10 protein-coding genes and 2 pseudogenes are annotated in these 14,743 nt (G+C 73.2%); 8 read left to right on the forward strand and 4 right to left on the reverse strand.

The features are described from left to right. Positions 1-1,256, reverse strand: a pseudogene (locus ACIQ5Y_RS35875) (hypothetical protein); the annotation flags it as partial. 321 nt (positions 1,257-1,577) lie between these two features. Between ACIQ5Y_RS35875 and ACIQ5Y_RS35880 the strand changes: the two are divergent. The 3 genes from ACIQ5Y_RS35880 to ACIQ5Y_RS35890 all read left to right on the forward strand — a co-directional run bounded on the left by ACIQ5Y_RS35880 (position 1,578) and on the right by ACIQ5Y_RS35890 (position 3,857). Beyond that, on the forward strand, positions 1,578-2,318 hold the full coding sequence (locus tag ACIQ5Y_RS35880) for a GPP34 family phosphoprotein (RefSeq protein WP_403890398.1): 741 nt from the start codon (positions 1,578-1,580) through the stop codon (positions 2,316-2,318). Positions 2,319-2,549: 231 nt separating this feature from the next. After that, entirely contained in the window at positions 2,550-3,434 is an 885-nt protein-coding gene (locus ACIQ5Y_RS35885) for a helix-turn-helix domain-containing protein (protein ID WP_384593679.1), read from the forward strand. A gap of 210 nt (positions 3,435-3,644) precedes the next feature. Beyond that, entirely contained in the window at positions 3,645-3,857 is a 213-nt protein-coding gene (locus tag ACIQ5Y_RS35890) for a DUF397 domain-containing protein (RefSeq protein WP_403890402.1), read from the forward strand. Between the two features lie 201 nt (positions 3,858-4,058). Here the strand turns inward: ACIQ5Y_RS35890 and ACIQ5Y_RS35895 are convergent, their stop codons facing one another. Then, complete coding sequence (locus ACIQ5Y_RS35895) at positions 4,059-4,907, reverse strand: hypothetical protein (protein ID WP_403890405.1); 849 nt, start codon at positions 4,905-4,907, stop codon at positions 4,059-4,061. Positions 4,908-5,032: 125 nt separating this feature from the next. Between ACIQ5Y_RS35895 and ACIQ5Y_RS35900 the strand changes: the two genes are divergently transcribed. Then, a complete protein-coding gene (locus ACIQ5Y_RS35900; RefSeq protein ID WP_403890408.1) occupies positions 5,033-6,286 on the forward strand; it encodes a PLP-dependent aminotransferase family protein in 1,254 nt (417 codons plus the stop codon). 48 nt (positions 6,287-6,334) lie between these two features. Here ACIQ5Y_RS35900 and ACIQ5Y_RS35905 read toward each other — a convergent pair whose 3' ends face one another. Continuing rightward, positions 6,335-6,865 carry a hypothetical protein gene (locus ACIQ5Y_RS35905; RefSeq protein ID WP_403890410.1) on the reverse strand — a complete coding sequence of 177 codons (531 nt, stop codon included), beginning with the start codon at positions 6,863-6,865 and terminating at the stop codon, positions 6,335-6,337. Positions 6,866-7,321: 456 nt separating this feature from the next. Between ACIQ5Y_RS35905 and ACIQ5Y_RS35910 the strand changes: the two genes are divergently transcribed. The 3 genes from ACIQ5Y_RS35910 (at position 7,322) to ACIQ5Y_RS35920 (ending at position 11,560) form a co-directional block, all read left to right on the forward strand. Further along, on the forward strand, positions 7,322-8,038 hold the full coding sequence (locus ACIQ5Y_RS35910) for a hypothetical protein (protein WP_403890413.1): 717 nt from the start codon (positions 7,322-7,324) through the stop codon (positions 8,036-8,038). Positions 8,039-8,145: 107 nt separating this feature from the next. Then, positions 8,146-8,928: an SDR family oxidoreductase gene (locus tag ACIQ5Y_RS35915; protein WP_385129746.1), complete on the forward strand. Its 783-nt coding sequence runs from the start codon at positions 8,146-8,148 to the stop codon at positions 8,926-8,928. Positions 8,929-8,968: 40 nt separating this feature from the next. Next, entirely contained in the window at positions 8,969-11,560 is a 2,592-nt protein-coding gene (locus ACIQ5Y_RS35920; RefSeq protein ID WP_403890416.1) for a bifunctional FO biosynthesis protein CofGH, read from the forward strand. Between the two features lie 78 nt (positions 11,561-11,638). On the opposite strand, the gene ACIQ5Y_RS35925 is transcribed toward ACIQ5Y_RS35920, so the two are convergent. Beyond that, entirely contained in the window at positions 11,639-12,727 is a 1,089-nt protein-coding gene (locus ACIQ5Y_RS35925; RefSeq protein ID WP_403890419.1) for a tyrosine-protein phosphatase, read from the reverse strand. Between the two features lie 868 nt (positions 12,728-13,595). On the opposite strand from ACIQ5Y_RS35925, the pseudogene ACIQ5Y_RS35930 reads away from it, so the two are divergent. Next, positions 13,596-14,717, forward strand: a pseudogene (locus ACIQ5Y_RS35930) (ADP-ribosylglycohydrolase family protein); the annotation flags it as partial. Positions 14,718-14,743: the final 26 nt, after the last annotated feature.

Below are 14,743 nucleotides of genomic sequence, written 5' to 3' on the forward strand. Positions count from 1 at the left end.
GCGTCGGCCGCCGCCCCACCCGAGGGAGAACCGGAACCGGGCCGGACCGCACGGAACACCGCGGTGCGCTCGCTGTCGGCCGACTCGCCCGCGGCGGGCGCCGCGGGAGCCGGGGCCGCACCGGACCCGGCCTTCCCGGCGACGGGAGCGTCACCGGACGCGGACTTCGCGTCGGCCGCCGCCCCACCCGAGGGAGAACCGGAACCGGGCCGGACCGCACGGAACACCGCGGTGCGCTCGCTGTCGGCCGACTCGCCCGCGGCGGGCACCTTGGGAGCCGGGCCCTTGCCGGACGCGGGCTTCGCGGCGTCGGCCGCCGCCCCGCCCGGAGCCGAACCGGCATCCGGCCGCACGGCACGGAACACCGCGGTGCGCTCGCTGTCGGCGAGGGCCTCCCCGGACGCGGGCTTCTCGGCGTCGGCCGCGGGGCGGCTCGGGCCGGGAGCGGAACGGGGCTTCCCGGTACGGAAGACCGTGGTGCGCTCACCGTCGACCGGCTCGTCGGCAGCGGGCTTCACGGCGTCAGCCGCCGCGGCGGGCGCGGGCTTGCCCGCCTCGGCGGCAGCCCCGGGCCGGGACTTCACGGAGGCGGAACCGGAACCGGGCGTCGAAGCCCCGGCGGTGGCGTCGCGTCCGGTGGAAGCGGACCCCGGCTCCCCGGTGGCGGCAGCCGCACCGGACGCAGGCTTGTCCGTGTCCGGTGCGGCTGCCCCGGTCCCGGACTTCGGCGGGCCGCTCACGGCGTCGTCGGACACGGAAGCGGAACCGGAACCGGGCTTCACGGCACGGAAGACAGCCGTGCGCTCACTGCCGGCCGACTCGTCGGCAGCGGCGGGCTTGGCGCCGGCTCGGGCCGCCGCCGACACGGGCGCCTCGGCGTCGTCCGCGGACGCGGGACCCGGCTCGCCGGCGGCCGGAGCAGCACCGGACCCACGCTCCGCGCCGTCGACCGCGGGCTTGCCCGCGTCGGGCTCGCCGCCGGACGGAGACTTCGCGCCGTCGGCCGCGGCCCCGTCCCCCAGGGACCCGGAACCCGGCTTCCCGGCCGCGGGAGCGTCACCGGACGCGGCCTTCGGGGCCGCCGCCTTCTCCGCAACCGCCGCATCGGCATCCGCATCGGCATCGGCATCCGCATCCGCATCCGCCCTGGAGGATCCGGCGCCGGCAGAGGCGACCCACGCCGCCACCGCCTCCCGCAGCGGATCCCGCCCGGCGGGCTCGTCACCGGAACCGGCGGCACCGGAGTCGGCGTCCACCTTGGCGGAGTCTCCTGACCCGCCCTCAGGTTCCCTCGGCCTGAACACCGACAGCCTCGGGTCGCGGCCCACGGAGGACTCCACCGCCCCCGGCGTTCCTTCATCTACCGACTTGTCGGGGGACTCGCCCGCCACCGTTCCTCCTCCATCGACGCCACGACCGGTTGTCCGAATGTCTAACAGTGTCCCGTCTCGGGGGCATCGCCCCCGTGCTAGACGAGAACGACATAGCTGCGGGTTCCCCCACAAAGCAGGCAGGCACTCTCGACAGATGAATGTGAGAGGCGTCACCCTGTCACTCATCCACGCGGGGAGGCATGGATGGGCAGGAGCCGCAGAACAATTCCGGAGGAGCTTCTGCTGCTCGCCTTGGACCCGACCACGGGTACCACGGCGCAGCCGCAGTCGCTCGACCTCGGCCTGGCCGGGGCACAGCTAGTGGAGCTGGCTCTGGCAGGACGGATAGCCCCTGACGGGGATCGTATCGCCGTGGTGATGCCACGGCCGACAGGAGATCCGACTCTGGACTCCGCACTGGAACTGCTGCGCAGGCGCGGCAGCCCGGTACGGGCCGTCCACTGGATCGGCGGACCCCGGCTGGGGCTCCGCCAGATTTACCTGGCGCACCTGGAGCGCTGCGGCATGGTCCATGCCGTCGCGGGACAGATGTGCGGGGTGTTGCCGACGACTCGCTACCAGGCGACCGACACGGCGATCAGCCGGGAGATCCGTACCCGGCTGGACACGGCGATCCGCACCGGCGTACCGCCGGACCCGCGGACCGCGGCGCTCGCCGCACTGGCCCACGCGGTCGGACTCGGCAAGCACCTGTACCCCGGCAACGAGGGGCGGTCGTCCAGGTCCCGGCTGCGGGACCTGATCCGGCACGACCCGATGGGCGGTCTCGTGGCGCACGCCGTCATGGACGTCCAGAACGGTGTGGCCGCACAGCCGCGCCGCGACCGTGCTCCGGCCGCCCAGCCGGCCGCCCGGGCCACGGCGAGCGGTGTTCCGCTGCAGCCGCGCCGGACGGGTGCGATGGCCCGCGCGGCCGCGCACTGAACGAGTTCGACCCGCTCCACCCGCTCCACCGCAATGCCACCAGCGCGCGGGGTGGCGGTACCGGCGAACCGGTACCGCCACCCCGCGCGTCTGCTTTCCCCGTTTCACCGCCGTTCCCCCGTTCCCCAGCGGCGCCAACCGCTTCGGTGGCAGTCTGCTCACCATCAGGCACGCAGAGAGACAGCTGCGGCACGGCAGAAGAAGACAGAAGAAGGCGGAGGTGCCGTTCACGTGGCGTCCAATGTCAATCCCACCGTCCGACGCCGCCGACTGGGCATGGAGTTGCGCAAGCTCCGCGAGGACAAGGGCATGACGGCCGAGCAGGTCGCCGAACGCCTGCTGGTCTCCCAGTCGAAGATCAGCCGACTGGAGAACGGCCGCCGTTCCATCAGCCAGCGCGACGTCCGCGACCTGTGCGACGTGTACGAGGTCGAGGACCGCCGGCTCGTCGACTCCCTCATGCAGATGGCGAAGGACTCCCGCCAGCAGGGCTGGTGGCACGCCTTCGGCGACATCCCGTACAGCGTCTACATCGGCCTGGAGACGGACGCCGCCAGCCTGCGCACCTACGAGCCCCAGATGGTTCCGGGCCTGCTCCAGACCCCGGAGTACGCCCAGGCCCTCATCCGCGGCGCGCTGCCCGAGACCGCGCCGCTCGACGTGGAGAAGCGCGTCCAGGTCCGGATGCACCGGCAGAAGCGGCTCTCCGAGACCGACAACAACAACCCGGACGTGGGACCGCTGCGGCTGTGGGCCGTCATCGACGAGGCGGCGCTGCGCCGGCACGTGGGGGACGCGCAGCTGATGATCCGGCAGCTGGAGTACTTGATAGAGCAGTCCGAGCAGCCGTACATCACGGTGCAGGTGATGCCGTTCACGATGGGCGCGCACCCGGGCATGAACGGTCAGTACGCGATTCTGGAGTTCCCGGACGCGTCGGACTCGACCGTGGTCTACATCGAGGGCGTCACGAGCGATTTGTACCTGGAGAAGGCCAACGACGTTCAGAAGTACAGCGTGATGTACGAACACCTGCGCGCCCAGGCCCTCAACGTCGAACAGACGCGGCAGTTCATCGGCGAGATCATCGACCACCATGCGGGCAAGGGCAGGTAAAGGGTCGGAAAGGGGCCAGGTCGCGGGGAGGGCCCGTACGGTACACCGTCACTCCCCGGCCACAGAAGGCCTGAATGGAATATGCCACTCGGTCGGGTGAACGTCCCCTTCGCCCGTCGGGAGGTGCGGGTAGCGTCGATCACGTCGGCCGGGAAGCACTGAATTCGGCCGACGCCCCCACCGGCACTACTCGCTGAACCGGAGAGAAACATGGCTATTCGTCAGGGTGGCACCGAAAACTGGGTCAAGTCCTCCTACTCCGGCGGAAACGGCGCCTGCGTCGAGGTCAAGTCCCCCGTCGTGGAGGCCATCGCGGTCCGCGACTCGAAGGTGCAGGACGGTCCGTCCCTCACCTTCGCGCCCGGCTCCTGGACCTCGTTCGTCGCCGACGTCACCGAGGGCCGGATGGGCCGCCTCGCCTGAACGTCACGGCATGCGTCCCAACCGCCTCGAATCGACTGACATCAACAGCACCACCGGCACCACCAGCAGAACCCGCACCACCAGCACCACCGTCTGGAGCCCTCTCGACCGGCACGCCGTCCTGGCCGAGGGGGCTCGGCCATGCCCGGCCATGCCCGGCCACGCCGGGCCCCGCCCGGCCCCGCCCGAGCGCCGGCCCGGCTACCTGAGCTGGTCGACGTACCGGTCGGTCCCCGGCACCGTCGGGATGAACGGCGCCACCAGCTCCACCCGCCCCAGCCCCGACCGCGCGACCTCCGCGTCCAGCCCCTGGAAGCGGTCCCAGCAGGTCCGCGGATCGGCCTCCAGGAACCAGAGCAGCGTCAGGCGGGTGTCGACCCCCTCCACCTGCTTGACGTAGGTCATCCGGTCGCCGGGCAGCGGTGTCGGCCGGAAGACCGTCACCATCGCGGCCGGCGAGCCGTGCAGCCGCTTCGGCAGGGCGCTCGACCGCAGCCATTCCAGCAGCTCCGCCCGCTGCTCCGGCCCGTCGGCGTCGACGACCTGGACCACGAGCCCGGCGTACGGGTGGTCCATGGCGTGGAAGTCGCGCGGACCGGCGGCTCCGTCGCGGTAGACGGTGGCCTGGTGGTCCTGGAAGGACGTGAAGACGTGCGTCCGGTCCTGGTAGACGCGGCCGTCGCGGCCCAGGCGCTTGTTGATGCCGACGGTCCACTTCATGTGCTCGTCGTAGCGGCCCTCGGTGACCCAGTACGTCGAGATGTAGCAGCCCGCCGTGACGGGCTGGGCGACGGCCGACTTCTCCGGGTAGCGCAGCTCCTGTAGGTCGCGGGTGGCCACCCAGCGGCGGCCGGCGTACATCCAGGGCATGGCCATGGCGCCGGCGTAGTAGTGGTCGTCCTCGTACCAGCGGTTGTACGCGAACTCGTGGCCCGGGTGCGGTTCCACCATGGTGATCAACGCGTGGCCGGGGTGGACGCCGTAGGGGCCGACCGCCGCGAGCTCGGCGTAGTCCTCGACGCGGGTGTCCTGTTGCCTGTCTGTCGTCATGGCACCGGTCTAGCTGATGCGACGTCAGATCGGGAGGGGTCGGACGGAAGCGGACCGAGCCGGGTCGGCCCCCGCCCGTTCACCCTGCGATACATAGATGCCGTATACAAGCTTCTCTGGCTACGATGCGCGCACCCGAACCCCGAGGAGCCACCGTGCCTGTCGCCGCCGCCGCTTCCGCCGTCGCACCGCCCTCGTTCGCCGCCCGCGCCACCTCGGTGGAGGGCTCCCCCGTACGCGAGATCCTCGCGCTCACCGAACGCCCCGGGGTGATCTCCTTCGCCGGCGGGCTCCCCGCGCCCGAACTCTTCGACACCGAGGGGCTGCGGGCCGCCTACGACTCCGCGTTCGCGGCCTCGGCGCGGCGCGCGCTCCAGTACTCCACCACCGAGGGCGCCCCGGAACTGCGCGCGGCCGTCGCCGCCCGTGCCACCGCGCGCGGCCTGGCCACCGGCGCGGACGAGGTCCTGGTCACCTCGGGCTCCCAGCAGGCCCTCACCCTCATCACCGGCGCCCTGGTCGAGCCCGGGGACGTGGTGCTGGTCGAGAACCCCACCTACCTGGCCGCGCTGCAGTGCTTCCGGCTGGCGGGGGCGCGGGTGGTGCCCGTGCCGTGCGACGCGGAGGGGTTCGTCCCGGACGCCCTCGCCGATATCGTCGTGCGGGAGCGCCCGAAGCTGCTCTACACGATCCCCACCTTCCAGAACCCGACCGGCCGCACCCTGCCGGCCACCCGCCGGGCCGCGATCGCGGAGACCGCCGCGCGGCTGGGGCTGTGGCTGGTGGAGGACGACCCGTACGGAGAGCTCCGCTACGAGGGCGCGGACATCCCCTGGCTCGCCGCGCACCCGGGGGCCGAGGACCGTACGGCGCTGCTCGGCAGCTTCTCGAAGGTCATGGCGCCGGGGCTGCGGCTGGGCTGGCTGCGGGCTCCGGCGGCTCTGCGCCGGGCCGCGGTGGTCGCGAAGCAGGCGGCGGACCTCCACACCTCGACGGTGGACCAGCTGGCCGCGGCCCACTACCTCGCCGCGGCCGACCTGGACGCCCACGTCGCCCGGGTCCGTTCGGCGTACCGGTCCCGCCGCGACGCCCTGCTGGCGGCCTTGAGCCGCACGCTCCCGGCGGACTGCGAGTGGAACCGGCCCGAGGGCGGCATGTTCGTATGGGCGCGCCTGCCCGAGGGCCACGACGCGACGGCCCTGCTCCGGGCGGCCCTCCCGCACGACGTCGCGTTCGTCCCGGGAGCCCCCTTCTTCACGGGCTCCCCGGACCCGCGCACCCTGCGCCTGTCCTTCACGACGCACACGCCGGAGGAGATCGCGGAGGGCGTCTCCCGCCTGGGTTCGGCGCTCGCGGAGTACGGCCGGCGTACGGACTGAGGGCAGGCCCGGGCAGCCGCCGGGGCCGGGCGCGCGCCGGGGCGGCCCTCAGTGCTGGAGGGCGACCTTGAGCAGCACGATGAGCATCCCGAGCAGGAGGTTGACCGCGCCGGCGACCGCCATCAGCCCGCGCGTGGCCCCGGCGCGACTGGCGGCCACGACCGACCAGCCCACCTGGCCCGCCAGGGCCACGAAGAGGGCCAGCCAGGCCGTCCCCGTCGCCCCCAGCCCGAACAGCGGACTGACGGCCGCGGCGAGGGCCGGCGGGACGGCCGCCTCGATGATCGGGCGTTCTTCCCTGGACATGCCGCGGATCGCGCGCCAACTCAGGTGGCGCACGATCCGGGCCCCGAAGAGGCGCGAGAAGACGTGGGCGGCCCAGAACACCACACCGGTGCAGAGCAGCAGTACGACGAGGTGCAGTCGGGGGAACGTGCCGGGTACTCCTGCACCGACCACCACGGAGGCGGCCAGCAGCGAGCCGTAGACGGCGCCGGAGTAGTCACCGCCCGCCGCTCCGGCCTCCTCGGGGCCGTCCGAGGGCGCCGGGGCACCGTCCGGGTCTTCACTGTGGGCCACTTGGGTTCGATCTCCGTTCCGCCGCGGACAGCAGGAACACCGGGTAAGGCTCATTGTGGGGTCGCCGGGGGGTTCGGGCATCCCGGGCACCCCCAGTGGCCCGCCAGGTTCAGGCGGGGCCCGCCAGGTTCGGGCGGGGCCCGGCAGGAACGGGCAGGGACCGCCAGGGACGGGCCCCGCGACGTGGTCTTCGCCCCGGGAGCCCCCTTCTGCTCCGCCTTCTCCGCCTTCTCCGCCTTCTCCGCCCTCCCCGAACCCCGCACCCCGCGCCTCCCCTTCACCACCCACACCCCGGGGAGATCGAGGAGGGACTGCGCCCGCCCGGGAACGGCCGTCCGCGGGTGAACCCGGACCCGGTCCGCATGGCGGGAAACCCATCGCCAAAGATCGCCCGGGACTCATAGGGTCAGGCCGGTTCCCGACCGGGAACCGGCTCGGGGAGGGGACGACACACACATGCACCGACGCGTACGACGCAGACCGGCCGTGGCGGCGCTGGCCATCGGGCTGGGACTGCTCACCACCGGCTGCGACGCCCTGCCCGGCGCGGACGCCAAGAGCCCCGCCACGGTCGCCCCGCCCGCGCCCCTGCCCGCCCCCTCGCCCGACCCGAAGCCGCTCGACGCCGGGGCCCTGCTGGCCGCGACCCCCGCGAACTACTCCGGAGCCGAACCGGCCGAGGAGCGCCGACGGGCCCCGGTCACACAGGTCTCGGACCCGGAGTGCCGGCAGTTCCTGGCCCTCAAGGACGGGGAATCCGCACGGGCCGTCGTCACCCAGGACTTCACCTGGCAGAAGGACGGCCGGGGCAGCGGTACCAGCACCCTCGCCGCCTACGGGAGCGTCAACGAGGCCCGCGAGGTCTTCGCCCGGCTCCGCGGCGCACAGTTCGCCTGCCCGTCCTTCTCCGACGCGGGTGACACGGACTCCTCCGCGACGAACGTGGTGGACCGGCCCGCTCCCCCCGAGGGCGACGAAGCCCTGGCTTTCGCGCTGGCACGCTCGTTGGGCAAGGACCGGTCGACCATGATGGCGGAGGAGCACGTCGTCACCCGGGTCGGCACGGTGATCGTCGACTTCCGGAAGGTCTCCTACGACGGCCAGGGCATCGTCTTCTTCCCGACGTCCCTCATGTCCCACCAGGTGACACTCCTGGTCCTGGCCCAGCGCTGACCCCGCCCCACCGAGGGGGACCCGCCCCGCCCCTTCCCAAGCCCGGCGCGCGCACGTACCCTGACGCACCGTCAGATCCCCATACGGGCCCCGCCAGGAGGCGCGCCATGCTGCTGCAAGGGAAGACCGTCATCGTCTCCGGCGTCGGGGCCGGGCTCGGGCATCAGGTGGCCGCCACCGTCGTGCGGGACGGGGGCAACGCCGTGCTCGGGGCGCGGACCGAGGCGAACCTCGCCAAGTCCGCCGCCGAGATCGACCCCGACGGCGTGCACACCGCCTACCGGACCACCGACATCTCCGACGAGGCGCAGTGCCAGGCCCTGGTCGCGCTAGCGCAGGAGCGGTTCGGCGGGGTCGACGCGGTCGTGCACGTCGCCGCCTGGGACTCGTACTTCGGCGGGATCGAGGACGCCGACTTCGGCACCTGGCAGCAGATCATCGACGTGAACCTGCTCGGCACGCTGCGCATGACCCGCGCCTGCCTGCCCGCCCTCAAGGAACGCGGCGGCTCCGTCGTCATCATCGGCACGCAGTCCGCGGTCGCCGCGCCCAACGAGGTGCAGCAGGCGGCCTACGCCGCCTCCAAGGGGGCCCTGACCTCGGCCATGTACTCCATGGCCCGGGAGCTCGGCCCGCACCGGATCCGCGTCAACACCGTGCTGCCCGGCTGGATGTGGGGGCCGCCCGTACAGGCCTTCGTCACCTTCAGCGCCCACACCGAGGGCGTACCCGAGGCCGAGGTGCACAAGCGGCTGACCGACCGGATGGCGCTGCCCGACCTCGCCACCGACGGGGACGTGGCCGACGCCGCCGCCTTCCTCGCCTCCGACCGGGCACGGGCGATAACCGGCCAGTCGCTGCTGGTCAACGCCGGTGAGCTGATGCGGTGACGCCCTCTGCCCGCGCTGATGCGGATCGTATGCTCACCGCATGACCACTCCGAGTGACGCTCCGACCGACAACGCGATGCGCCGTGCGCTCCGTCGGGCACGCGACGGCGTCGCGCTCGACGCGACCGAGGCGGCCGTACTCCTCCAGGCGCGCGGCGAGGCCCTCAAGGACCTCGCCGCCTCCGCCGCACGCGTAAGGGACGCCGGGCTCGCCGCCGCCGGGCGGCCCGGTGTCATCACGTACTCCCGCAAGGTCTTCATCCCGCTGACCCGCCTGTGCCGCGACAAGTGCCACTACTGCACGTTCGTGACCGTGCCCGGGAAGCTCCGCAAGGCGGGGCAGGGGATGTACCTCTCCCCCGACGAGGTCCTCGACATCGCCCGCCAGGGCGCCGCGATGGGCTGCAAGGAAGCGCTCTTCACCCTCGGCGACCGCCCCGAGGACCGCTGGCCCGAGGCCCGCGAGTGGCTCGACGCGCACGGCTACGACGACACGCTCGCCTACGTGCGCGCCATGGCGATCCGCGTCCTGGAGGAGACCGGGCTGCTCCCGCACCTCAACCCGGGCGTGCTGTCCTGGTCGGACCTCCAGCGGCTGAAGCCCGTCGCGCCGTCCATGGGCATGATGCTGGAGACCACCGCCACCCGCCTGTGGTCCGAGCCCGGCGGCCCCCACCACGGCTCCCCCGACAAGGACCCGGCCGTGCGGCTGCGGGTGCTGGAGGACGCGGGCCGCTCCAACGTCCCCTTCACCACCGGCGTCCTGATCGGGATCGGGGAGACGTACGAGGAGCGGGCCGACGCCTTCTTCGAACTGCGCCGGATCCAGCGCAGCTACCACGGCGTCCAGGAGGTCATCGTCCAGAACTTCCGCGCCAAGCCGGACACCGCCATGCGCGGCATGCCGGACGCGGAGCTGGAGGAGCTGGCCGCCGCGATCGCCGTGGCCCGGCACATCCTGGGCCCCAGCGCCCGCATCCAGGCCCCGCCGAACCTGGTGGACGCCGAGTACGCGCTCCTCATCGGCGCGGGCATCGACGACTGGGGCGGGGTCTCGCCGCTGACCCCCGACCACGTCAACCCCGAGCGCCCCTGGCCGCACATCGAGGAGCTGGCCGAGCGCACCGCCGCCGCCGGCTTCGAGCTGCGCGAACGCCTCACCATCTACCCGGAGTTCCTGAAGCGCGGCGAGCCCTGGCTGGACCCGCGGCTGCTGCCGCACGTACGGGCGCTCGCCGACGCGGAGACGGGCCTGGCGGACGAGTCCGCCACGGTCGAGGGCCGCCCCTGGCAGGAGCCGGACGAGGGCTTCGCCGCCTACGGCCGCACCGACCTGCACACCGCCATCGACACCGAGGGCCGCACCGGCGACCGCCGCGAGGACTTCGACGAGGTGTACGGCGACTGGGAGGCGCTGCGGGAGATCGCGGCCCCCGGGATGGTGCCCGAGCGCATCGACACGGACGTACGGGCCGCGCTCGCGCAGGCCGCCGACGATCCGACGAAGCTCACCGACGGGCAGGCCCTGGCACTGCTCCACGCGGACGGCCCGGCGCTGGACGCGCTGTGCCGGATCGCGGACGACCTGCGCAAGTCGGTGGTGGGCGACGAGGTCACGTACATCGTCACGCGGAACATCAACTTCACCAACGTCTGCTACACCGGCTGCCGTTTCTGCGCCTTCGCGCAGCGCCGTACGGACGCGGACGCCTACACCCTCTCCCTGGAGCAGGTCGCGGACCGCGCGGCCCAGGCCTGGGACGTGGGCGCGGTCGAGGTGTGCATGCAGGGCGGCATCCACCCGGACCTGCCGGGCACGGCCTACTTCGACATCGCGCGGGCGGTGAAGGAACGCGTCCCCGGCATGCACGTGCACGCCTTCTCGCCGATGGAGGTCGTCAACGGGGCCACGCGCACGGGGATGTCCGTACGGGACTGGCTGACGGCCGCCAAGGAGGCCGGGCTCGACTCGATCCCGGGCACCGCGGCGGAGATCCTGGACGACGAGGTCCGCTGGGTCCTCACCAAGGGCAAGCTGCCGACGGCGGACTGGATCGACGTCATCACCACCGCGCACGAGCTGGGCATCCGCTCCTCCTCCACGATGATGTACGGGCACGTGGACCAGCCGAGGCACTGGCTCGGCCACTTCCGCACCCTGGCCCGGATCCAGCAGGCCGCGCTTTCCAAGAACGTGGCCGGCTTCACGGAGTTCGTCACCCTCCCGTTCATCCACACCAACGCGCCGGTGTACCTGGCGGGGATCGCCCGGCCCGGTCCGACGGTGCGCGACAACCGGGCGGTGACGGCGATGGCCCGGATCCTGCTCCACCCGCACATCCCCAACATCCAGACGAGCTGGGTGAAGCTGGGTGCGCAGGGCGCGGCGGAGATGCTGCGGTCCGGGGCGAACGACCTGGGCGGGACGCTGATGGAGGAGACCATCTCCCGCATGGCGGGTTCGAGTTACGGATCGTACAAATCCGTACAGGACCTCATCGCGGTCGCGGAGGCGGCGGGCCGGCCCGCGAAGCCCCGTACGACGCTGTACGGGGAGGTCCCGCGGGAACGCCAGGAGGCGGCCCGCGCCTCGGACGGCCACCTGCCGGAGCTCCTGCCGGTACTGGACTGACCAGGCGCACGGAAAGGGAAGGGCCCGGCCGGGGAGTACTCCGGCCGGGCCCTTCCCGTCACGGCTCGTCGGATCGGATCAGCCGACGAGCAGGTCCCTCTTGAGCTGCTTCAGCTCGCGGGCGTCGATGCCGAGGCCGTCCTTCAGGTAACGGTCGAAGGAGCCGTACTTCGCCTTGACCTCGTCGTAGCCGGAGTTCAGGTACTCGGGGCGGACGTCGAGCATCGGCTTGTAGACGGCGGCCTGCGGGGCGGGCAGGTGGGAGAGGATCGCGTCGTTGGCGGCCTTGCGGTAGTCGTTGCTGGCCAGGTAGTCGGCCATCACGGTCTCGCTGGGGACGCCGAGGGCGGTCAGCAGGGCGGCGTTCGCCCAGCCGGTGCGGTCCTTGCCGGCGGTGCAGTGGAAGAGGACGGTGCGCGCGTCGTCGTTCCGGATGCCGTCGAAGACCTGCGTGTAGGCCTTCTTGCCGCCTTCGCCGCTGACCATGGCCTTCTCCGCGTCGACCATGGCCTTGACGGCCTCGTCGGGGGTCTTGGGCATGGTCTGGAACGAGCCGGAGCCCGCGAAGACGTCGGCGACGACGTAGGTGGCGCCGGCCGGGACCTTGTCGGCGTCCTTGGTGCGCTCGTCCTGCATGCGCAGGTCGAAGACGGTCTTGACACGCAGGCGCTGGAGCTTGGCCAGGTCGTTCGCGGTCAGCTTGTTGAGGGCGTCGGAGCGGTAGACCTCGCCCATCTTGACCCACTGGCCGGTGGTGGTGCGGTAGCCGCCCGCGTCGCGGAAGTTGACGGCGCCTTCGAGCTTGACCTGGCGGTCGGCGAGGCGCAGGCCCTCGCCGCGCTCGGGGTCGAAGTCGAACCACTGGCGGTCGGCGGCGGGCAGCCCGGTGACCACGGCCTCGCCCTTGGCGCCGCCCTTGGCGACGACCTTGCCGTTCGCCTTGATCTGGACGCGCCGGGTGCCGGCGGCGCTCCACTTGACGGTGTACGAACCGTCGGCGCCGGCGGTGACGGAGGCCTCGGTGAAGGGGATGGAGGACTGGCTGTTGTTGTGGTGGTGGCCGGACCAGGGGAGGTCCCACCCGGAGGCGGAGGCGGCGGGGACCGCGACCAGGGAGGCGGTGAGAGCGGAGGCGACGACGGTCGCGGCGAGGAGGGCCTTCTTCATGCCGCCGAGACTGGGCGGCCGCGGGAAACCGGCGATGAACGAGACATGGCCGGGACCGGCCCAGTCCACGACAAGTGGCAAAACGTGCCATTGGCCAGGTCGCGGCCGGAAGTGTTCGCTTTCCGGCCGTTCTCCCCGCACTTACGCGCCGCTTGGCACACTCGTTCCGAATTCGATCGGACGTGTCCACTACAGTGCGGGTTCGCATGCGCGGCGGGAGGCTCGCGAGCCGGGGGTGGATGAATTGATCGGCAGGACCAACACGACGAACGACGGCCCCGGCCCCGACCCAGCCCCCGCGGGCCCGGTCCCCCCGACCACGGCAACCCCGCCGGGAGGCCCGCAGACGGGCCATGCCCACCTCGCCGCCGCGACCCCACCGCCCGGCACACCGACGGGCCCGGCACACCTGGCGGCAGCGACCCCGCCGGGCGGCACGGTCGTGGCCGGAACCGCAGCCCCCGCACACCTCGCGGCAGCGACCCCGCCCGGCGGGACGGCCGTGGCCGGAACCGCCGCCGCGACCGGGATCCAGCCGACACCGACCCCGCCCGGCGGCACACCGAACGACACCGCAGCCCCCGCAGACCTCGCGGCAACGACCCCGCCCGGCGGCACGGTCGTGGCCGGAACCGCCGCCGCGACCGGGATCCAGCCGACACCGACCCCGCCCGGCGGCACACCGACCGGCACCACGGGCCCCGCACACCTCGCGGCAGCGACCCCGCCACACGACACCCCCCTCTCCGCACTCCCCACACCCACCCCGCCCGGGGGCACCCCCCTCGGCGCGGGTGTCCCGCCGGCGGGGAGCACGCCCGCGGCCGCGGCCCAGCCCACCGCCCGTACCGCCCCCCGCGCCACCGCCACCGGGCTCTGGGGCCGGGCCGAGCAGCAGGACTTCCGCAGCCGGGTCCGCGGCACGCTCCTCGGGGCCGCCATCGGCGACGCCTTCGGCACGCCCCTCGCCGGGCTCCCCCTCGCCGCCATCCGCGAGGAACACGGCCCGCCCGGCCTGGCCGAGCCCGTCCCCGCGCACGGCCGCCGCGGTGCCGTCACCGCCGCCACCCAGCTCACCCTCTTCACCGTGGACGGCCTCGTACGGGCCCACGTACGCCGCGACACCGGCGCCTGGCACCCGCCCACCGACGTCCACCGCGCCCACCGCCGCTGGTGGGCGACCCAGAACGAGTGGGGCCCCGACGAGCGCCGCAAGGACAACGGCTGGCTCGCGCAGCAGGAGTGGCTCTACGTCCGCCGCGACCCGGACCGCGCCTCCCTCACCGGCTTCGCCGACCACACCCTCGGCACCCTCGACCACCCGAAGAACCCCACCGCCCAGGGCGCCGCGGCCGCCACCCGCTCGGCCCCGTTCGGCCTGCTCGTCGGATGGGAACCGGCCCTCGTCCTCCAGCTCAGCGTCGAATGCGCCGCGCAGAGCCACGGCCACCCCACCGCCTACCTCGCCGCCGGCGCCTTCGCCGTCATCGTCCACGGCCTGACCCGCGGCGACTCCCTCGACTCCGCCGCCCAACGCGCCCTCGGCCTGCTCGGAGCCCGCCCCGGGCACCAGCCCGTCACCGACGCCCTCCAGCGCGCCCTGTCCGCCGTCACCCGCGGCACGCCCGGCCCCGACACGATCGAGGCGCTCTCCCCGGGCGACGGCCACACCGCCGACGAGGTGCTCGCCATCGCGGTGTACTGCGCCCTGGTCGCCGAGGACATCCCGCACGGCCTGCGCCTCGCCGTCAACCACGGCGGCGACTCCCCCGCCACCGGCGCCCTCACCGGGGCCCTCCTCGGCGCCCAACACGGCGAGACCGCCCTCCCGGCCGCCTGGCTCGCCGACCTCGAAGGCCGCGCCACCCTCCTCGAACTCGCCGACGACTTCGCCCTGGAGATGACGCAGGGCCCGAGCCTCCACGGCCCCACGGCCACCGGCGGGGCCTGGCTGTCCCGCTACCCGACCCATCCCCCACACGCGAACTGACGCCCTGACGACCCCTCAACTTTCGC

The sequence above is a fragment of the Streptomyces sp. NPDC096339 genome (assembly GCF_044762985.1).
Classification (GTDB): domain Bacteria; phylum Actinomycetota; class Actinomycetes; order Streptomycetales; family Streptomycetaceae; genus Streptomyces.

Bases quoted from the DNA above. Each gene is read 5' to 3' on its own strand.
- ACIQ5Y_RS35915 (WP_385129746.1), top strand. From the start codon at position 8,146: ATGCTGCTGCAAGGGAAGACCGTCATCGTCTCCGGCGTCGGGGCCGGG.
- ACIQ5Y_RS35900 (WP_403890408.1), top strand. From the start codon at position 5,033: ATGCGCGCACCCGAACCCCGAGGAGCCACCGTGCCTGTCGCCGCCGCC.
- ACIQ5Y_RS35890 (WP_403890402.1), top strand. From the start codon at position 3,645: ATGGCTATTCGTCAGGGTGGCACCGAAAACTGGGTCAAGTCCTCCTAC.
- ACIQ5Y_RS35920 (WP_403890416.1), top strand. From the start codon at position 8,969: ATGACCACTCCGAGTGACGCTCCGACCGACAACGCGATGCGCCGTGCG.
- ACIQ5Y_RS35910 (WP_403890413.1), top strand. From the start codon at position 7,322: ATGCACCGACGCGTACGACGCAGACCGGCCGTGGCGGCGCTGGCCATC.
- ACIQ5Y_RS35925 (WP_403890419.1), bottom strand. From the start codon at position 12,727: ATGAAGAAGGCCCTCCTCGCCGCGACCGTCGTCGCCTCCGCTCTCACC.
- ACIQ5Y_RS35880 (WP_403890398.1), top strand. From the start codon at position 1,578: ATGGGCAGGAGCCGCAGAACAATTCCGGAGGAGCTTCTGCTGCTCGCC.
- ACIQ5Y_RS35895 (WP_403890405.1), bottom strand. From the start codon at position 4,907: ATGACGACAGACAGGCAACAGGACACCCGCGTCGAGGACTACGCCGAG.